Consider the following 18,255-nt stretch of genomic DNA (forward strand, 5'->3'; position numbering starts at 1 on the left):
GTTAGATCGCATTACGCAGGCTGAGGTTTTCCGGGTGCGGTTGCAAGTAGGCCTGCTGCGCGATGTAGCGGTCCGGATGTTGGCGAAAGTGGTGTTTGAGCAGGGTCAGCGGCACCACCAGTGGCACGATGCCGTGGCGGTATTGGCCGATGACGGTCTGCATTTCCTGTTTGTCATCGGCACTGATGGCTTGCTTGAGATAGCCACTGATGTGTTGCAGCACATTGGTATGGGTAGCGCGAGTCGCGCATTTTTTCAGGCCCGCCATCAGTTCGCTGAAATAGCCGTCGGCCAAAGCTTGCAGGTCAATGCCCTTGCCCATGCTGCCGAGCAAGTGGCCCAGGCTTTTGTAATGCGCCGGGCTGTGGGCCATCAGCAGGTACTTGTAGCGCGAGTGAAACGTCAGCAAGCGGTGACGGGTAAGGCCGTCGGCCAACAGTTGCTGCCAACTGGCGTACACGAATACGCGGGTGAGGAAGTTTTCCCGCAGCACCGGGTCGTTCAGGCGACCGTCTTCCTCCACCGGCAGGTTGGGGTGTCGAGCACAAAACGCCTGGGCGTAAATGCCGCGCCCGCCACCGTCGACGGGCGTGCCGTTGTCGCGGTACACCTTGACCCGCTCCAGGCCGCAGGACGGTGACTTTTGCATGAAGATGTAGCCGCACAGGTCGGTATGTTCCCGGGCCATTTGCTGGCCGTAATCATCCAGTGGCTGAGTGACATTGAGCGCAGGGTTTACGCTGCCCACGGCCTGCGGGTGGTTGGGGTCCCCGACCAGGCGGATCGCTTGCCGAGGAATGCCCAGGCCGATGGCAACTTCAGGGCACAACGGGACGAAATCGAAATAGTCACTGAGGGTCTGACTGCATAGCAGGGACTGTTTATGACCGCCATTGAAGCGCACGTTCTCACCCAGAAGGCAGGCGCTGATGGCGATCTTCGGTTTCACACGGCTGGACATAAGCAAACCTCTGCAAGAATCCTGTACAAGCTACAAAACTTGTACAACTAAATCTCATCATAGGCTCGATGTTGTACAAGTCAAATATTTTGTACAGGGTTGTGCCGCCGCTTTATTTCCAGCCGATTGTCCAGTCCTCAGCGTTTTTCAGGGTCTGCCAGGGCAGGCGTTCGGCGCGCCGAGTAAGGATGGCCTGCAGTTCGATGTCCAGCACCGTGCCCTCGTCGTCACGGAACAATTCGGTGACCAGGAAGTGTTTTTCCTTGTGGCGGGGATGAGCTGCCGTCCATTTTGACAGCAGCAGTTTGGCGGGGTTGATGCGGTTCATTGCAAGTGCTCGATCAAGCGTCGCGCCGCTTCCTGGCCACTCAACCAGGCACCTTCCACCCGGCCGGAGAGGCACCAGTCACCACAGACGAACAGGCCCAGGTCGGCGTCGGCCAGCACGCCGAATTCATGGCTGCTCGATGGGCGCGCGTAGAGCCAACGGTGCGCCAGGCTGAACGACGGCGCAGGCATGGCGCTGTGCAGCAATTCGGCAAAGGCGCCGTGCAGGTGTTCGATCACCGCTTCCTTGGGCAGGTCCAGGTGGGCCTTGCTCCAGGCGCTGGTGGCGTGCAGCACCCAGGTGTCGAGGGTGGTATCGCGCCCGGGCTTGCTGCGGTTGCGCGCCAGCCAGTCGAGGGGGCTGTCTTGCACGAAGCAGCCCTCCATCGGCGTATCCAGGGGCTTGTCGAACGCCAGGGCGATGGCCCAGGTCGGGTCCATTTTTACCCCGGCGGCGGCGCTCGCCAGCTTGGGCGCGGCGGCCAGCAGGGCGGTGGCTTGGGGCGCCGGCGTGGCAATGATCACGTGACTGAAAGGGCCGTGATTGCCGCCGTCCGCGTCGAGCAGGTTCCAGTGCTGCGTGCCCTGGAAGACTTCGGTGATGCGGCAACCGAACTCCACCGGCAAGTCGTCGAGCAGGGCGCGAGTGATGGCGCTCATGCGCGGCGTGCCCACCCAGCGGATCTGCTCATCGGGGGAGGGCGTCAATTGCCCGGACTTGAAGTTATACAGCTGGGGCTTCCACTGCTCGGCCCAGCCGTTGCTTTGCCAGCGCTGCACTTCGTTGACGAAGCGCCGGTCGCGAGCGGTGAAGTATTGCGCGCCCATATCCAGCGCGCCGGCGTCGCTGCGCTTGCTGGACATGCGGCCACCGCTGCCGCGGCTTTTATCGAAGAGTTGCACTGCATGCCCAGCGTCTTGTAACGCTCGGGCGGCGGAGAGACCGGCGATGCCGGTACCAATGATCGCGATGGGAACAGTCATGGGAGGCCTCGTTTTACCGTTGGGTACAGACTACGCCGACACCAATAGCTGTACAATATTGTTTTTTGGTATAAGTTTTGGCGTGCCTGATTGTGTGGCGTGACCTATGGTTAAGCTAAGGCTTGAACCCCCGTCACGCTCAATTATCAAATTGATCCCTGCTTATAAAATAGACCAGTGAGCGGCGGCGAACGTTACATGAGGAGAGTCCCATGCATATTTTGCTGACCGGCGGTACCGGCTTGATCGGCCGTCAACTCTGCAAGCACTGGCTCGCGCAAGGCCACCGCCTGACGGTGTGGAGCCGGCAACCGGAAACGGTCGCCCGGGTGTGCGGTGCGCAGGTGCTCGGAGTGGCTCGCCTACAAGAGGTGATTGGCACGGTGGACGCGGTGGTCAACCTGGCAGGCGCGCCTATCGCGGACCGGCCTTGGACCCACAAGCGCAAGGCATTGCTGTGGAACAGTCGCATTCACCTCACCGAAACCTTGCTGGCCTGGATGGAAAGCCTGGAGCAAAAACCGGCGGTGCTGATCTCCGGCTCTGCGGTGGGTTGGTACGGCGACGGCGGCGAGCGCGAACTGACCGAAGCCAGCGGCCCGGTGCTGGATGACTTCCCCAGCCAGTTGTGTATCGCCTGGGAGGAAACCGCCCAGCGTGCCGAAGCCTTGGGCATTCGCGTGGTGCTGGTGCGTACGGGGTTGGTGCTGTCTGCCGAGGGCGGCTTTTTGTCGCGCCTGCTGCTGCCGTTCAAACTGGCGCTGGGCGGGCCGATTGGCAATGGACGGCAGTGGATGCCCTGGGTGCATATCAAGGATCAAATCGCCCTGATTGATTTTCTTCTGCACAAGCAAGACGCCAACGGTCCTTATAATGCCTGCGCGCCGCACCCGGTGCGCAACCGCGAATTTGCCAAGACCCTGGGCCAGGTGCTGCACCGCCCGGCGTTCATGCCGATGCCGGCATTTGCGTTGAAGGTTGGCCTGGGTGAGTTGTCCGGCTTGTTGCTGGGCGGGCAAAAGGCTTTGCCTGAACGGCTGCAGGCCGCAGGTTTCACTTTCCAGTTCACTGAGTTGCGTGCGGCTCTGGACGACTTGTCCAGCCGCCTCTAAAGATAGGATGTTGCATGACCGATCACGCGTTGTTACTGGTCAACCTGGGTTCGCCAAAGTCCACTTCAGTGGCCGATGTGCGCAGCTACCTCAATCAGTTCCTGATGGACCCTTATGTGATCGACTTGCCGTGGCCGGTGCGGCGCTTGCTGGTATCGCTGATCCTGATCAAGCGCCCCGAGCAATCGGCCCATGCCTATGCGTCGATCTGGTGGGATGAGGGTTCGCCGTTGGTGGTGCTGAGCCGCCGCCTGCAGCAGCAGATGACCGCGCAGTGGACCCAGGGCCCGGTGGAACTGGCGATGCGTTATGGCGAGCCGTCCCTGGAAACGGTCCTGACACGCCTGGCCGCCCAGGGTATTCAAAAAATCACACTGGCGCCGTTGTACCCGCAGTTTGCCGACAGCACCGTCACCACGGTGATAGAGGAAGCCAAGCGAGTGGTGCGCGACAAGCAACTGAATGTGCAGTTTTCGATCCTGCAACCGTTCTACGATCAGCCTGAGTACCTCGATGCGCTGGCGGCGAGTGTGCGCTCTTATGTGGAGCAGGATTACGATCACTTGCTGCTCAGTTTCCATGGCTTGCCTGAGCGTCATCTGACCAAGCTCGACCCCACGGGCCAGCACTGCTTCAAGGATGCCGACTGCTGCAAGAACGCATCCCCTGAAGTGCTTGCCACCTGTTACCGCGCGCAGTGCTTCAGCGTGGCGCGGGATGTGGCCGAGCGGCTGGGTTTGCCGGAGGGCAAATGGTCGGTGGCGTTCCAGTCCCGCCTGGGCCGGGCCAAGTGGATCGAACCCTACACCGAGGCACGCCTTGAGGCATTGGCCCAGCAAGGGGTGAAGAAGCTGCTGGTGATGTGCCCGGCGTTCGTCGCCGACTGTATTGAGACGTTGGAGGAAATTGGCGATCGCGGTCGCGAGCAATTTCGTGAAGCGGGGGGCGAGGAGTTGGTGTTGGTGCCTTGCCTGAATGATGAGCCGCAGTGGGCGGCAGCGCTTAATACCCTGTGCGAACGGGCGCCGACGACGCTGTAACCCGGACCGGATTAAGATCAAAATGTGGGAGGGGGCTTGCCCCCGATAGCGGTGGGTCAGTGACAGATATGCTGACTGACACACTGCAATCGGGGGCAAGCCCCCTCCCACATTTAGTTCTATGTTTGTCAGAGGTTGAGGGTCAAGCTAACCGTGAAGTTGCGCGGCTCACCCGGGTTGACCCAATAGTTGCTGTAGGATCGCTCGTAGTACCTTTCATTGAACAGGTTGTTGAGGTTCAGCCCCACCGTCACGTTCTGCGTGGCCTTGTAATGGGCCAGCAAATCCACGGTGTGGTAGGCGGGCAGTTCGAAGCCTGTGCCGGCTTCGCCTGACCGGTCACCTACATAGGTGAACGCTGCGCCCAGGTCTGAGCCACGCAATGCGCCGTCCTGGAATTCATACACGCCCAACACGCTGCCACTGCGCTTGGCCACGCCCAGAATGCGGCTGCCCGTAGGAATGGTTTTGTCGCCCTTGGTCACATCAGCGTCGATGTAGGCCAAGGCGCCGGTCACGCGGACTGCGTCGGTCACTTGCCCGGTTACTTGCAGGTCGAACCCTTGGCTGCGGGCCTTGCCCATGGCGCGGTTGAGGTTGGTCGCCGGGTCCAGGGTCAGCACGTTTTCCTTTTCGATATGAAAGGCCGCCAAGGTAGCGCTGAGGCGGTCATCAAACAGCTCGCTCTTGACCCCCACCTCATAACCCACGCCTTCTTCAGGCTTGAAGGACTTGCCACCGGCATCCAGGCCACTATTGGGCTTGAACGACGTGGAGGCGTTGGCAAACACGCCGACTTCCGGCGTGAGCTGGTAGAGCAGGCCGGCGCGCTGAGTGAAGGCGTCGTGGGTTTGGCGGCCATTGGCGTGGTTGCGGGTGAAGTCGTCGGTGCTTTGTTCGAAGTGTTCGAAGCGCGCACCGATCATGCCGCGCAGGCGGTCGGTGAAGATGATCTGGTCTTGCAGGTTGAGTGCGTGGCTTTTGGTCTGTTCGAAGAAGTCGGTACCGGAGCGTTTGCCGTTGGGTTTGGGCTGGCCGTACACCGGCTTGTAGATGTCGATGGGATAGTCGCCAGCGATCGCCGTCACACGCTCTTTCTTACGGTAATCCTCGTACTCGGTACCGATCAACAGTTCATGTTGCCAACTGCCCATATCGAACACCCCGCGCAGTTCCAGCTGGGTGATGCTGTCATGCCAACCGGTGGAGCGTTCACGGTAGCGGCGATTGACGCTGTGGCCGTCTGCGTTCAACGCTCGGCTTTCCGAAGCATCGCCCCACAGGCTGCCTTGCTTGTAATGGCTGGCCAGGCGCAGTTTCCAGGCGTCGTTGAGGTGGTGTTCCAACGCCGCCTGAATGCGGTTGTTGTGGTTGCGGATATTGCCGTCGTTGGGCTCGCCGAGGAAGGTGGAATGGGACATGCCGGTATTGGCGACGATGCCTCGGTCGAAGGTGGAGCTGTGGCGCACGAACTCACTTTCCACCAGCAGGGTGGTGTCCGGGTCCAGTTGCCAACTGAAGGAGGGCGCGACAAACACACGCTTGGCGTCCACGTGATCGCGAAAGCTGTGGTTGTCTTCAACGGCCAGGTTCACTCGCGTCAGCACGCGCCCCTCGCTGTCCAGCGGCGTATTCACATCCAGCGCCGTGCGGTAGCGGTCCCAACTGCCGGCGCTGGTTTGCAGCGTGGTGAAGGCCTCGGGCTGGGGTTTCTTGGTGACGATATTCACCGTGCCGCCGGGATCGCCACGCCCATAGAGGCTGGCGGCGGGGCCCTTGAGCACTTCGATGCGCTCGATATTCGCTGCGTCCGGGGTGCTGGGGTAACCACGGTTGGCGCTGAAACCATCCTGGTAGAACTCGGACGTGGTGAAGCCGCGCACGCTGTATTCGTAGAGGGTCAGGCCGCCGAAGTTGTTTTGCTTGGATACGCCGCCAGCGAATTCCAGGGCGCGCTCCACGCTGGTACTGCCCAGGTCTTTGAGTACCGTGGCAGGAATCACGCTGATCGATTGCGGGATGTCGCGCAAGGCCGTGTCGGTCTTGGTCGCACTGGCAGAGCGGGTGGCGCGGTAGCCGTCGACCGGGCCGGTGGCGGATTCATAGGCGTCGGAAGTGACGCTGATGGTGTCCAGTTCCAGGGTGTTTTCTTCGGCGTAGGCAGGGTCGAGCAGCAAACCCAGGGCCAGGCCGGCCAAGGGCACAAACTTTCGAGACGACATGATAGAGCGTTCCAATAGCGATATTGAAATAATATAACATGACTAATGAGAATGAATCGCTAAGAAATATGGCCTTACAAGCGCCCGCGAACGGGCGCTTGGGTCGCGACGGTTATTGCTCTTCTTTCACTGGCGCGGTCGCCGGTGGTGGGCGCAGGCCGATTTCCGCCGACAGTTTGATCTCCTTGCCGTTGCGCATCACCAGGATCGCCACCTTGTCGGTCGGCTTGATCCGCGCCACCTGGTTCATCGACTTGCGGCCATCACCCGCCGGCGCGCCGTCGATGCTGAGGATCACATCGCCCAGTTGCAGGCCGGCTTTCTGCGCCGGGCCGTCGCGGAAGATCCCCGCTACCACGATGCCTGGACGCCCGGTCAGGCCAAATGACTCGGCCAGTTCCTTGGTCAAGGGCTGTACTTCAATGCCCAGCCAGCCGCGAATCACCTGGCCGTGCTCGATGATCGACTTCATCACTTCCATCGCCAGCTTTACCGGGATGGCAAAACCAATGCCCTGTGAACCGCCAGACTTGGAAAAAATCGCGGTGTTGATGCCAGTCAGGTTGCCATTGGCGTCCACCAGCGCACCGCCCGAGTTGCCGGGGTTGATCGCGGCGTCGGTCTGGATGAAATCTTCGTAGCTGTTAAGGCCCAACTGGTTACGCCCGGTGGCGCTGATGATGCCCATGGTCACCGTTTGCCCCACCCCGAAAGGGTTGCCGATGGCCAGCGCTACATCGCCCACGCGCAAACCGTCGGAGCGGCCGAGGGTGATGGCCGGCAGGTTCTTCAGATCAATCTTGAGTACCGCCAGATCCGTTTCCGGGTCGCTGCCCACCACACGGGCCAGGGTTTCGCGGCCGTCACGCAGGGCCACCACGATCTGGTCGGCGCCCGTGGTCACGTGGTTGTTGGTGAGGATGTAGCCTTCGGGGCTCATGATTACGCCGGAGCCGAGGCTGGATTCCATGCGGCGCTGCTTGGGGCCGTTGTCACCGAAATAGCGGCGAAATTGCGGGTCTTCAAACAACGGATGCGCAGGTTTGTTGATGACCTTGGTGGTGTACAGGTTGACCACCGCCGGAGCGGCGATGACCACGGCATCGGCATAGGTCACCGGCCCTTGCACCACTGTGTTGGTCTGCGGCGCCTGTTGCAGGTTCACATCCAGTGTGGGCAGGCCCACCCACTGGGGATAACGCTGGATAATCAGCATCGCGATCAGCACGCCAGCCAACAATGGCCATCCAAAAAAACGCAGTGCCTTGAGCATCAAGTAAGTCCTGACAGGTTGCAGGGGGCGGGAGAGCGCCCATAATGTCGCGCATTATACGAGGCTGTGACGCCTGCGAACGGGATATTTAGGAGTCTTTTATGGCCGTGCCCCTTACTACCCTCGTCGAGGAAGCCGACCGCTACCTCGGCAGCGCCAAAATTGCCGATTACTGCCCCAATGGCCTGCAGGTCGAGGGCCGGCCCCAAGTGATGCGCATCGTCAGCGGCGTGACCGCCAGCCAAGCCCTGCTGGACGCCGCCATCGAAGCCAAGGCCGACCTGGTGCTGGTGCACCACGGTTACTTCTGGAAGGGCGAAAACCCGTGCATCACCGGCATGAAGCAGCGCCGTCTCAAAACCCTGCTCAAGCATGACATCAGCCTTCTGGCCTACCACTTGCCCCTGGACCTGCACGCCGATGTCGGCAACAACGTGCAACTGGCTCGCCACCTGGATATCACCGTCGAAGGCCCGCTGGACCCCGGCAACCCAAAAATCGTCGGCCTGGTCGGCTCCCTGGCCGAGCCCTTGTCACCTCGTGACTTCGCCCGTCGCGTGCAGGACGTGATGGGTCGCGAACCGCTGCTGATCGAAGGCAGCGAGATGATTCGCCGCGTCGGCTGGTGTACCGGTGGCGGCCAGGGCTACATCGACCAGGCGATTGCCGCGGGTGTCGATTTGTACCTGAGCGGTGAAGCGTCTGAACAGACCTTCCACAGCGCCCGGGAAAACGACATCAGCTTCATCGCCGCCGGCCATCACGCCACCGAACGCTACGGCGTGCAGGCCTTGGGCGACTACCTGGCGCGGCGCTTTGCCCTGGAGCATCTGTTCATCGACTGCCCCAATCCGATCTAAAGCACAGCATTGAACACTGTGGGAGCTGGCTTGCCTGCGATACAGGCACCGCAGCCATTCAGGCTCACCGAGGTGAGGCCATCGCAGGCAAGCCAGCTCCCACACTTACAGTGTTGAAGCCCAAACTGGGCGGCATATTCATATATCGTTTCGGTCTAGCTGGCGCCCTAAATAGAAGAAGTTGCTGTGCTAGCATGCCTCGCTCGAACACGGCCCGCTGGCCGTCCATAAGATCGTTTTTCCGTGAGTAACCATGGTCGACAAACTGACGCATCTGAAACAGCTGGAGGCGGAAAGCATCCACATCATCCGCGAGGTCGCCGCCGAGTTCGATAACCCGGTGATGCTCTACTCGATCGGTAAAGACTCCGCCGTGATGCTGCACCTGGCACGCAAGGCCTTCTTCCCGGGCAAACTGCCATTTCCGGTGATGCACGTCGACACTCGCTGGAAATTCCAGGAGATGTACAAGTTCCGCGACAAGATGGTCGAGGAGCTGGGCCTGGACCTGATCACCCACATCAACCCCGATGGCGTGGCGCAGAACATCAACCCGTTCACCCACGGCAGTGCCAAGCACACCGATATCATGAAGACCGAAGGCCTCAAGCAGGCGCTGGACAAGCATGGTTTCGACGCAGCATTCGGCGGCGCCCGTCGCGATGAAGAGAAATCCCGTGCCAAAGAGCGCGTGTACTCGTTCCGCGACAGCAAGCACCGTTGGGACCCGAAGAACCAACGCCCGGAGCTGTGGAACGTCTACAACGGCAACGTCAACAAGGGCGAGTCGATCCGCGTGTTCCCGCTGTCCAACTGGACCGAGCTGGACATCTGGCAGTACATCTACCTGGAAGGCATCCCGATCGTGCCGCTGTACTTCGCCGCCGAGCGCGACGTGATCGAGAAGAACGGCACGTTGATCATGATCGACGACGATCGCATCCTCGAGCACCTGTCCGAGGAAGACAAAGCCCGCATCGTCAAAAAGAAAGTACGTTTCCGCACCCTTGGCTGCTACCCGTTGACGGGCGCGGTGGAGTCCGAAGCCGAGACGCTGACGGACATCATTCAGGAAATGCTCCTGACGCGAACTTCCGAGCGCCAGGGCCGTGTCATCGACCACGATGGTGCAGGCTCGATGGAAGATAAAAAACGTCAAGGCTATTTCTAAGGGGCTGTCATGTCGCATCAATCTGATTTGATCAGCGAGGACATCCTCGCCTACCTGGGCCAGCACGAGCGCAAAGAAATGTTGCGCTTCCTGACCTGCGGCAACGTCGACGACGGCAAGAGCACCCTGATCGGGCGCCTGCTGCACGACTCCAAGATGATCTACGAGGATCACCTGGAAGCCATTACCCGCGACTCGAAAAAGTCCGGCACCACCGGTGACGATATCGATCTGGCGTTGCTGGTCGATGGCCTGCAGGCCGAGCGTGAGCAGGGCATCACTATTGATGTTGCCTATCGCTATTTCTCCACCGCCAAGCGCAAATTCATCATCGCCGACACCCCCGGCCATGAGCAGTACACCCGCAACATGGCCACTGGTGCGTCCACCTGTGACCTGGCGATCATCCTGATCGACGCCCGCTACGGCGTGCAGACCCAGACCCGTCGCCACAGCTATATCGCCTCGTTGCTGGGTATCAAACACATCGTTGTGGCCATCAACAAGATGGACATCAACGGCTTTGACCAAAGCGTATTCGAGTCGATCAAAGCCGATTACCTGAAGTTCGCCGAAGGTATCGCATTCAAGCCAAGCACCCTGGCCTTTGTGCCGATGTCGGCGCTCAAGGGCCACAACGTGGTGAACAAGAGCGAGCGTTCGCCCTGGTACACCGGGCAGTCGCTGATGGAGATCTTAGAGACTGTCGAGATCGCCAATGATCGCAACTACACCGACCTGCGTTTCCCGGTGCAGTACGTCAACCGCCCGAACCTGAACTTCCGTGGGTTTGCCGGCACCCTGGCGAGTGGCATCGTGCACAAGGGCGACGAAGTGGTGGTATTGCCGTCGGGCAAGAGCAGCCGCGTCAAATCCATCGTCACCTTTGAAGGTGAGCTGGAACACGCAGGCCCAGGCCAGGCCGTGACCTTGACCATGGAAGACGAGATCGACATCTCCCGTGGCGACCTGTTGGTGCATGCTGACAACGTGCCGCAAGTGACCGACGCCTTCGACGCCATGCTGGTGTGGATGGGCGAAGAACCGATGCTGCCGGGCAAGAAATACGACATCAAGCGCGCCACCAGCTACGTGCCGGGTTCCATCACCAGCATCGTGCACCGCGTGGACGTAAACACCCTGGCCGAAGGCCCGGCGAGTTCGCTGCAGCTCAACGAGATTGGCCGGGTCAAGGTCAGCCTGGACGCCGCCATCGCCCTGGACGGTTACGACAGCAACCGCACCACTGGCGCGTTCATCGTGATCGACCGCTTGACCAACGGCACGGTGGCCGCGGGCATGATCATCGCGCCACCGGTGGGTCATGGCGGCGCTGCGCAGCACGGCAGCCTGGCGCATGTGGCCACCGAAGAGCGCGCCCTGCGTTTCGGCCAGCAGCCGGCCACGGTGTTGTTCAGCGGCTTGTCGGGCGCTGGCAAGAGCACTCTGGCCTATGCGGTCGAGCGCAAGCTGTTCGACATGGGCCGGGCGGTGTTCGTGCTGGACGGCCAGAACCTGCGTCACGATCTGAACAAAGGGTTGCCGCAAGACCGTGCCGGGCGTACCGAGAACTGGCGTCGTGCGGCTCATGTGGCGCGTCAGTTCAACGAAGCCGGCCTGCTGACCCTGGCGGCTTTCGTTGCGCCGGATGCCGAAGGCCGTGAACAGGCCAAGGCGCTGATTGGTGCGGACCGACTGCTGACCGTCTACGTGCAGGCATCGCCGTTGGTGTGCGCCGAGCGTGACCCGCAAGGTTTGTACGCGGCCGGTGGGGATAACATCCCTGGCGAATCCTTCCCCTATGACGTGCCGTTGAATGCCGACCTTGTGATCGACACCCAGGCGTTGTCGCTGGAAGACAGCGTCAAGCAAGTGCTGGAGCTGTTGCGTCAGCGCGGCGCGATTTAAACCTCGCGGCCATTAAAAAGCCCGTCATCGATCACTCGGTGGCGGGCTTTTTACATATTCTCAAATGTGAACTCGATCACGGTGGGTGCTGGCTTGCCTGCGATGGCGGACTGTCAGTTTATTTATCCTTAGCTGATCCACCGCTATCGCAGGCAAGCCAGCCCCCACATTAAATTGCATCCACATGTTGATCAGCGGCTGGCCGGAAAGTCTTTGTGCAGCTGTTCCAACAATGCATCCTTGTCTTGCCACAACTGGTTGATCCAGCCCTGGAACGCCAGTCGATATTCCCCATCCTGCTCATAATTCTTGCCGATGAATTCGGCCGGTATCTGCACCTCTTCAAAGTGCACCACCACGTCCTTCACGTTACCGCACAGCAAATCCCAATAACCTGGGCGCCCGGCGGGGTAGTGGATGGTCACATTGATCAGTGACTTGAGCTGCTCGCCCATGGCATCCAACACAAACGCAATTCCGCCCGCCTTGGGTTTAAGCAGGTAGCGAAACGGTGACTGCTGCTGCGCATGCTTGCCCGGCGTAAAGCGTGTGCCTTCGGCAAAGTTGAAAATCCCCACGGGATTGTCGCGAAACTTCGCACAGGTCTTGCGCGTGGTTTCCAGGTCTTTGCCTTTCTTCTCCGGGTGCTTCTCCAAATAAGCCTTGCTGTAGCGCTTCATGAAGGGAAAACCCAGCGCCCACCACGCCAGGCCAATCACCGGTACCCATATCAGCTCTTGCTTGAGGAAGAACTTCAGGGGGCGAATGCGCCGATTGAGCACGTACTGCAACACCATGATGTCGACCCAGCTCTGATGGTTGCTGGTCACCAGGTACGAGTGCTGGTAGTCCAGGCCCTCAAGGCCAGTCAGGTGCCAGCGCGTACGGCGCACCAGGTTCATCCAACCCTTGTTGTTGGTGACCCAGGCTTCATGGGTGTGGTTCATCAGCCATTCGCTCAGGCGCTTGGCGAACGGCAGCGCCTTGAACAGCGCCACGATAAACAGGAACGAACACAGCAGGATCGTGTTCAGCGCCAGCAACAGCGAAGCGATCACCCCGCGCACGGCGGCAGGTAGAAAATCCAGCATTTAGATATCCATGGGTCGGTTGGCGGCTTGGATCGCCGTCAGGGCGATGGTGTACACGATGTCGTCCACCTGGGCGCCTCGTGGCAGGTCATTGACCGGTTTGCGCAGGCCCTGGAGCATCGGCCCCAGGCTCACGCAATCGGCGCTGCGTTGTACGGCTTTGTGGGTGGTGTTGCCGGTGTTCAGGTCCGGGAATACAAAGACGGTGGCCTTGCCTGCCACCTGGCTGTTGGGCGCCAGTTGTCGGGCGACGTTTTCGTTGGCGGCGGCGTCGTATTGCAACGGGCCGTCGATCAGCAGCGAGCTTTGTTGTTCGTGGGCGAGCAGGGTGGCTTCGCGGACTTTTTCCACCTCCTCGCCGCTGGCCGAGTCACCGCTGGAATAGCTGATCATCGCCACCCGTGGCGTGATGCCGAACGCGGCCGCCGAGTCGGCGCTTTGCAGGGCGATTTCCGCCAGTTCCGCAGCGCTTGGGTGCGGGTTCATCACGCAGTCGCCGTACACCAGTACCTGCTCGGGGAACAGCATGAAGAACACCGACGACACCAGGGTGCAGCCCGGCGCGGTCTTGATCAGCTGCAGCGCCGGGCGAATGGTGTTGGCGGTGGAGTGAATCACGCCGGAGACCAGGCCATCCACTTCGTCGAGGGCGAGCATCATGGTGGCGATCACCACGGTGTCTTCCAGTTGCTGCTCGGCCATGGGCGCGTTGAGGCTTTTGCTCTTGCGCAAGGCGACCATTGGCTCCACGTAGCGTTGGCGAATCAGGTCGGGGTCGAGAATCTCCAGGCCTTCGGGCAGGTCGATACCTTGGGCGCGGGCGACTGCCTCCACATCCGCAGGCTTGGCCAACAGCACGCAACGGGCAATGCCGCGGGCCTGGCAGATCGCGGCGGCCTGTACGGTCAGCGGCTCGCTACCTTCGGGCAACACGATGCGTTTGTTGGCGGCCTGGGCGCGTTGGATCAACTGGTAACGGAACACTGCCGGCGACAGGCGCATCTCCCTTGGCGTGCCGCAGCGCTGGTGCAGCCAGCGCGCATCGAGGTGGCTGGCGACGAAGTCGGTGATGATTTCCGCACGCTCGCGGTCATCGATAGGGATTTCCTTGTTGAGGCTATTGAGCTGGTTGGCGGTGTCATAGGAGCCGGTGCTCACCGACAACACCGGCAACCCGGCCTGGAAGGCGCCTCGGCACAGGTCCATGATGCGTGGGTCGGGCAGGGTGTCGCTGGTCAGCAGCAGCCCGGCCAGCGGCACGCCATTGATGGCGGCCAGGCTGACGGCGAGGATGATGTCATCGCGATCTCCCGGGGTTACCACCAACACACCGGGTTTGAGCAGCTCGACAGTGTTACGCATGGTGCGCGCGCAAATGATGATCTTGGTCATGCGCCGGCTTTCGTAGTCGCCGGCGTTGAGGATCTGCGCGCCCATCAGGTCGGCCACGTCGCGGGTGCGCGGGGCATTCAGCTCGGGTTGGTAGGGGATGCAGCCGAGCAGCCGGAAATCACCGCTGCGCAACAGCGGCGAATGCTCTTTGAGGCGCGCCGAGAAGGCTTCCATGCTTTCGTCGGTGCGTACCTTGTTGAGAATTACGCCCAGCACTTTCGGGTCTTTGGGGCCGCCAAACAGTTGGGCCTGCAATTCCACACGGCCGGAAAGCTCGGTGAGCACTTCATTTTCCGGCGCCGAGACCAGGATCACTTCCGCGTCCAGGCTCTTGGCCAGGTGCAGGTTGACCCGTGCCGCGTAGCTGGCGCTGCGGGTCGGCACCATCCCTTCGACGATCAGCACGTCTTTGCCTACGGCTGCCTGTTGGTAAAGGGTGATGATCTCTTCGAGCAACTCATCGAGCTGGCCGTCGCCGAGCATGCGCTCTACGTGAGCCAGGCCCAGGGGCTGCGGCGGTTTCAGGCCGTGGGTGCGCGCCACCAGCTCGGTAGAGCGTTCCGGCCCGGTATCGCCAGGGTGTGGCTGGGCAATGGGTTTGAAAAAGCCGACTTTCAGGCCGGCCCGTTCCAGTGTGCGCACCAGCCCAAGGCTGATGGAGGTCAGACCCACACCAAAATCGGTGGGCGCGATAAAAAAAGTCTGCATGCGAATTCTCTGGAGGTGCATGGCTTGGGTGGCGCTCTATGGGTGAGTGCCTACCGCGAATCAGACGCCAAGGTTATCGTTATTCGTGCCCTTGCGCACACCAGCCGCACGCAAAGGCCTGGCCTATTTTTTCAAGGCGTTGCGCGGGGTCGAGCACCCAGGCGCGTGACTGCCAGGGCGGCTGGTGGCGCAGGTGCTGGGTGTGGCCGCAAGACAGCTCGGCCACCCAGTGCCCATCGTCGTCCTGATGAAAACCTGTGATCGTGACCGTTGATCGGCCCCGTCCGTCCGGGTTCCGTTCGCTTTCGGGCAAATCCTTGTTTAGACTTGTCCGTTCTTCATTCTTATGCAAAAGGTCTCGCCCCATGACGATCGCCGCTAACAAGGCTGTCTCCATCGACTATACCCTGACCAACGACGCTGGTGAGGTCATCGACAGCTCCGCCGGCGGCGCGCCGCTGGTTTACCTGCAAGGCGCAGGTAACATCATCCCGGGCCTGGAAAAGGCTCTGGAAGGCAAGAACGTCGGTGACGAACTGACTGTCGCCGTAGAACCTGAAGATGCCTACGGCGAATACTCCGCCGAACTGGTCAGCACCTTGAGCCGCAGCATGTTCGAAGGTGTCGATGAGCTGGAAGTGGGCATGCAGTTCCACGCTTCCGCGCCGGACGGCCAAATGCAGATCGTCACCATCCGCGACCTGGACGGCGACGACGTTACTGTTGACGGCAACCACCCTCTGGCTGGCCAGCGCCTGAACTTCCAAGTGAAGATCGTGGCCATCCGCGACGCTTCCCAGGAAGAAGTGGCTCACGGCCACGTCCACGGTGAAGGCGGTCATCACCATTGATTGATGTTTTGATCAGGTGGTAGCAAAAACGCCCCGACTGGTTCGGGGCGTTTTTTTTGCCTTGAGAATATTCCCGGTCAACTTTCTGTAGGAGCGAGCTTGCTCGCGAAAAACCTGAGAGCCCCGCCGGGCGCCAGGCTTCCCGCGTCATCGTTAACGATCTTCGCGAGCAAGCTCGCTCCTACAGTTTTCAGGGGCAAACAAAAATGCCCCGGACCTTTCGGTACGGGGCATTTCTTAACTGTTACACAGCCTGGGCTGCGTTGCAGTTGTTACCACTTAGGCTGCAGCAGGAACGCTCAGAGCCTTGATGTGGCCATTCAGGCGGCTCTTATGGCGAGCGGCCTTGTTCTTGTGGATGATGCCTTTATCGGCCATACGGTCGATAACAGGCACAGCCAGAACGTAAGCTGCTTGAGCTTTTTCAGCGTCTTTGGTGTCGATGGCTTTGACTACATTCTTGATGTAGGTGCGAACCATGGAACGCAGGCTGGCGTTGTGGCTGCGACGCTTCTCAGCCTGTTTTGCACGTTTTTTGGCGGAAGGTGTGTTGGCCACCGTCGAGCTCCTCGAAAGACTTTTTAGGAAATAGCAAACAAAATAGGCCGCGAATCATGCCGATGACTTGACGGGTTGTCAAGGGCGGCTGATGCGAACTGCTGAGTGGTCGATCTGAAGAGGCGGGTGATTTATTTCCGGCGCTTGACCTGTAAACTCGCGAGCTTTGGCTCTGTGCTGTTGCAGGCGCGCAGTATCGCATAAGTGGGCGCGTAGTTCGCCTGCTCTTTATCTATAGGCGCAAACTCTTTCAATGAATCTGCTCAAATCGTTGGCTGCCGTCAGCTCTATCACGATGATTTCCCGGGTATTGGGGTTCGTGCGCGACACCCTGCTGGCCCGCATCTTTGGCGCCAGCATGGCCACCGATGCCTTCTTTATTGCCTTTAAACTGCCCAACCTGTTGCGGCGGATCTTTGCCGAAGGCGCGTTTTCCCAGGCGTTCGTGCCGATTCTGGCCGAATACAAGACCCAGCATGGCGAGGAGGCGACTCGTACGTTCATCGCCTACGTCTCGGGTTTGCTGACGCTGGTGCTGATGCTGGTAACCATCGTCGGGATGCTCGCCGCGCCCTGGGTGATCTGGGCCACGGCGCCCGGTTTTGCCAACACGCCGGAAAAGTTCGCGCTGACCACTGATCTGCTGCGGGTGACCTTTCCTTATATATTGCTGATTTCCCTGTCTTCGCTCGCCGGGGCGATCCTCAATACCTGGAATCGTTTCTCGGTACCGGCCTTTGTGCCGACCTTGCTGAACGTCAGCATGATTATTTTTGCGCTGTTCCTCACGCCGTATTTCGACCCTCCGGTCATGGCCCTGGGTTGGGCGGTGCTGGCCGGCGGCCTGGCGCAGTTGTTGTACCAACTGCCGCACCTGAAAAAAATCGGCATGCTCGTACTGCCGCGCCTGAACCTCAAGGACACCGGCGTCTGGCGCGTGATGCGCAATATGCTGCCGGCGATCCTCGGGGTGTCGGTCAGTCAGATTTCGCTGATCATCAACACCGCGTTTGCCTCGTTGCTGGTGTCCGGGTCGGTATCGTGGATGTATTACGCCGACCGTCTGATGGAGTTGCCATCCGGTGTGCTTGGCGTGGCATTGGGCACGATCCTGCTGCCGACCCTGGCGCGCACCTATGCCAGCAAGGATCGTCAGGAGTATTCGCGCATTCTCGATTGGGGCCTGCGTCTGTGCTTTCTATTGGTGTTGCCATGCGCGCTGGCCTTGGGAATCCTCGCCGAACCGCTGACGGTCTCGCTGTTTCAATACGGGCAATTCGATGCACATGACGCCTTGATGACTCAGCACGCGCTGGTTGCCTACTCTGTCGGCCTGCTCGGTATTATCGTGATCAAGGTGCTGGCGCCGGGCTTCTACGCACAGCAAAACATCCGCACGCCGGTGAAGATCGCGATTTTCACGCTGATCGTCACACAGTTGCTCAACCTGCTGTTTATCGGTCCGTTGGCCCATGCCGGGCTGGCGCTGGCGATCAGTGCCGGTGCCTGTATCAATGCCGGCCTGTTGTTTTATCAGCTGCGCAAGCAGCAGATGTACCAGCCGCAGCCGGGTTGGGGAATGTTCACGCTCAAGTTGCTTGTGGCGGTGGCCGCAATGTCCGCGGTGCTGGTGGGGCTGATGCAGGTGATGCCGGCCTGGGGTGATGGCGATATGCTGGAGCGCTTCATGCGCCTGGGCGCGTTGGTAGTGGCGGGCGTGGTGGTGTACTTCGGGATGTTGCTGTTGCAGGGCTTCCGCCTGCGCGATTTCAATCGCAAGTCGCTGGGATAGCGAGT

Annotated in this window: 16 protein-coding genes; 7 read left to right on the forward strand and 9 right to left on the reverse strand. The window is 60.4% G+C overall.

What is annotated here, in order from left to right:
• Position 1 precedes the first annotated feature (1 nt).
• The 3 genes from GIW79_RS01550 to GIW79_RS01560 form a co-directional block, all read right to left on the reverse strand.
• A complete protein-coding gene (locus tag GIW79_RS01550) occupies positions 2-961 on the reverse strand; it encodes a YbgA family protein (protein WP_054896872.1) in 960 nt (319 codons plus the stop codon).
• Positions 962-1,073: 112 nt separating this feature from the next.
• The gene (locus GIW79_RS01555; protein ID WP_054896873.1) at positions 1,074-1,289 is read right to left on the reverse strand and encodes a TIGR02450 family Trp-rich protein; all 216 of its coding nucleotides are present in this window, start codon (positions 1,287-1,289) and stop codon (positions 1,074-1,076) included.
• Entirely contained in the window at positions 1,286-2,272 is a 987-nt protein-coding gene (locus tag GIW79_RS01560; protein ID WP_014716849.1) for an NAD(P)/FAD-dependent oxidoreductase, read from the reverse strand. Before GIW79_RS01560 ends, GIW79_RS01555 begins: the two co-directional genes overlap by 4 nt.
• A 212-nt stretch (positions 2,273-2,484) precedes the next feature.
• Here GIW79_RS01560 and GIW79_RS01565 point away from each other — a divergent pair, with 212 nt between their 5' ends.
• Entirely contained in the window at positions 2,485-3,384 is a 900-nt protein-coding gene (locus GIW79_RS01565) for a TIGR01777 family oxidoreductase (protein WP_054896874.1), read from the forward strand.
• A gap of 14 nt (positions 3,385-3,398) precedes the next feature.
• Positions 3,399-4,424, forward strand: coding sequence for a ferrochelatase (hemH, locus tag GIW79_RS01570; protein WP_057977384.1), 1,026 nt, complete (start codon positions 3,399-3,401; stop codon positions 4,422-4,424).
• Between the two features lie 128 nt (positions 4,425-4,552).
• Here the strand turns inward: hemH and GIW79_RS01575 are convergent, their stop codons facing one another.
• Positions 4,553-6,646, reverse strand: a complete 2,094-nt coding sequence (locus GIW79_RS01575) for a TonB-dependent siderophore receptor (protein WP_236452349.1) — start codon at positions 6,644-6,646, stop codon at positions 4,553-4,555.
• A gap of 112 nt (positions 6,647-6,758) precedes the next feature.
• Complete coding sequence (gene algW, locus GIW79_RS01580) at positions 6,759-7,919, reverse strand: Do family serine endopeptidase AlgW (protein ID WP_003188388.1); 1,161 nt, start codon at positions 7,917-7,919, stop codon at positions 6,759-6,761.
• 101 nt (positions 7,920-8,020) lie between these two features.
• Here algW and GIW79_RS01585 point away from each other — a divergent pair, with 101 nt between their 5' ends.
• The 3 genes from GIW79_RS01585 (at position 8,021) to cysN (ending at position 11,858) form a co-directional block, all read left to right on the forward strand.
• Complete coding sequence (locus tag GIW79_RS01585) at positions 8,021-8,779, forward strand: Nif3-like dinuclear metal center hexameric protein (RefSeq protein WP_054896878.1); 759 nt, start codon at positions 8,021-8,023, stop codon at positions 8,777-8,779.
• A gap of 253 nt (positions 8,780-9,032) precedes the next feature.
• Entirely contained in the window at positions 9,033-9,950 is a 918-nt protein-coding gene (cysD, locus tag GIW79_RS01590; protein ID WP_054896879.1) for a sulfate adenylyltransferase subunit CysD, read from the forward strand.
• A 9-nt stretch (positions 9,951-9,959) separates the two neighbouring features.
• Complete coding sequence (gene cysN / locus GIW79_RS01595; RefSeq protein ID WP_236452348.1) at positions 9,960-11,858, forward strand: sulfate adenylyltransferase subunit CysN; 1,899 nt, start codon at positions 9,960-9,962, stop codon at positions 11,856-11,858.
• Between the two features lie 191 nt (positions 11,859-12,049).
• On the opposite strand, the gene GIW79_RS01600 is transcribed toward cysN, so the two are convergent.
• The 3 genes from GIW79_RS01600 to GIW79_RS01610 all read right to left on the reverse strand — a co-directional run bounded on the left by GIW79_RS01600 (position 12,050) and on the right by GIW79_RS01610 (position 15,416).
• The gene (locus tag GIW79_RS01600) at positions 12,050-12,949 is read right to left on the reverse strand and encodes an acyltransferase (RefSeq protein ID WP_014716856.1); all 900 of its coding nucleotides are present in this window, start codon (positions 12,947-12,949) and stop codon (positions 12,050-12,052) included.
• Entirely contained in the window at positions 12,950-15,049 is a 2,100-nt protein-coding gene (pta, locus tag GIW79_RS01605; protein ID WP_003188396.1) for a phosphate acetyltransferase, read from the reverse strand.
• 79 nt (positions 15,050-15,128) lie between these two features.
• On the reverse strand, positions 15,129-15,416 hold the full coding sequence (locus GIW79_RS01610) for a DUF3565 domain-containing protein (RefSeq protein WP_102666761.1): 288 nt from the start codon (positions 15,414-15,416) through the stop codon (positions 15,129-15,131).
• On the opposite strand from GIW79_RS01610, the gene GIW79_RS01615 reads away from it, so the two are divergent.
• Positions 15,415-15,900: an FKBP-type peptidyl-prolyl cis-trans isomerase gene (locus GIW79_RS01615; RefSeq protein ID WP_003188398.1), complete on the forward strand. Its 486-nt coding sequence runs from the start codon at positions 15,415-15,417 to the stop codon at positions 15,898-15,900. The two genes, GIW79_RS01610 and GIW79_RS01615, sit on opposite strands and share 2 nt — an antisense overlap.
• Before the next feature lie 279 nt (positions 15,901-16,179).
• Here GIW79_RS01615 and rpsT read toward each other — a convergent pair whose 3' ends face one another.
• Positions 16,180-16,458, reverse strand: a complete 279-nt coding sequence (rpsT, locus tag GIW79_RS01625; protein ID WP_003188401.1) for a 30S ribosomal protein S20 — start codon at positions 16,456-16,458, stop codon at positions 16,180-16,182.
• A 253-nt stretch (positions 16,459-16,711) separates the two neighbouring features.
• Here rpsT and murJ point away from each other — a divergent pair, with 253 nt between their 5' ends.
• Positions 16,712-18,250 carry a murein biosynthesis integral membrane protein MurJ gene (gene murJ / locus GIW79_RS01630; protein WP_034128060.1) on the forward strand — a complete coding sequence of 513 codons (1,539 nt, stop codon included), beginning with the start codon at positions 16,712-16,714 and terminating at the stop codon, positions 18,248-18,250.
• Positions 18,251-18,255: the final 5 nt, after the last annotated feature.

This window comes from Pseudomonas sp. PA-7-1E (assembly GCF_021605325.1).
GTDB lineage: Bacteria > Pseudomonadota > Gammaproteobacteria > Pseudomonadales > Pseudomonadaceae > Aquipseudomonas > Aquipseudomonas fluorescens_BV.

Bases quoted from the DNA above. Each gene is read 5' to 3' on its own strand.
- GIW79_RS01550 (WP_054896872.1), bottom strand. From the start codon at position 961: ATGTCCAGCCGTGTGAAACCGAAGATCGCCATCAGCGCCTGCCTTCTG.
- GIW79_RS01555 (WP_054896873.1), bottom strand. From the start codon at position 1,289: ATGAACCGCATCAACCCCGCCAAACTGCTGCTGTCAAAATGGACGGCA.
- GIW79_RS01560 (WP_014716849.1), bottom strand. From the start codon at position 2,272: ATGACTGTTCCCATCGCGATCATTGGTACCGGCATCGCCGGTCTCTCC.
- GIW79_RS01565 (WP_054896874.1), top strand. From the start codon at position 2,485: ATGCATATTTTGCTGACCGGCGGTACCGGCTTGATCGGCCGTCAACTC.
- hemH (WP_057977384.1), top strand. From the start codon at position 3,399: ATGACCGATCACGCGTTGTTACTGGTCAACCTGGGTTCGCCAAAGTCC.
- GIW79_RS01575 (WP_236452349.1), bottom strand. From the start codon at position 6,646: ATGTCGTCTCGAAAGTTTGTGCCCTTGGCCGGCCTGGCCCTGGGTTTG.
- algW (WP_003188388.1), bottom strand. From the start codon at position 7,919: ATGCTCAAGGCACTGCGTTTTTTTGGATGGCCATTGTTGGCTGGCGTG.
- GIW79_RS01585 (WP_054896878.1), top strand. From the start codon at position 8,021: ATGGCCGTGCCCCTTACTACCCTCGTCGAGGAAGCCGACCGCTACCTC.
- cysD (WP_054896879.1), top strand. From the start codon at position 9,033: ATGGTCGACAAACTGACGCATCTGAAACAGCTGGAGGCGGAAAGCATC.
- cysN (WP_236452348.1), top strand. From the start codon at position 9,960: ATGTCGCATCAATCTGATTTGATCAGCGAGGACATCCTCGCCTACCTG.
- GIW79_RS01600 (WP_014716856.1), bottom strand. From the start codon at position 12,949: ATGCTGGATTTTCTACCTGCCGCCGTGCGCGGGGTGATCGCTTCGCTG.
- pta (WP_003188396.1), bottom strand. From the start codon at position 15,049: ATGCAGACTTTTTTTATCGCGCCCACCGATTTTGGTGTGGGTCTGACC.
- GIW79_RS01615 (WP_003188398.1), top strand. From the start codon at position 15,415: ATGACGATCGCCGCTAACAAGGCTGTCTCCATCGACTATACCCTGACC.
- GIW79_RS01610 (WP_102666761.1), bottom strand. From the start codon at position 15,416: ATGGGGCGAGACCTTTTGCATAAGAATGAAGAACGGACAAGTCTAAAC.
- murJ (WP_034128060.1), top strand. From the start codon at position 16,712: ATGAATCTGCTCAAATCGTTGGCTGCCGTCAGCTCTATCACGATGATT.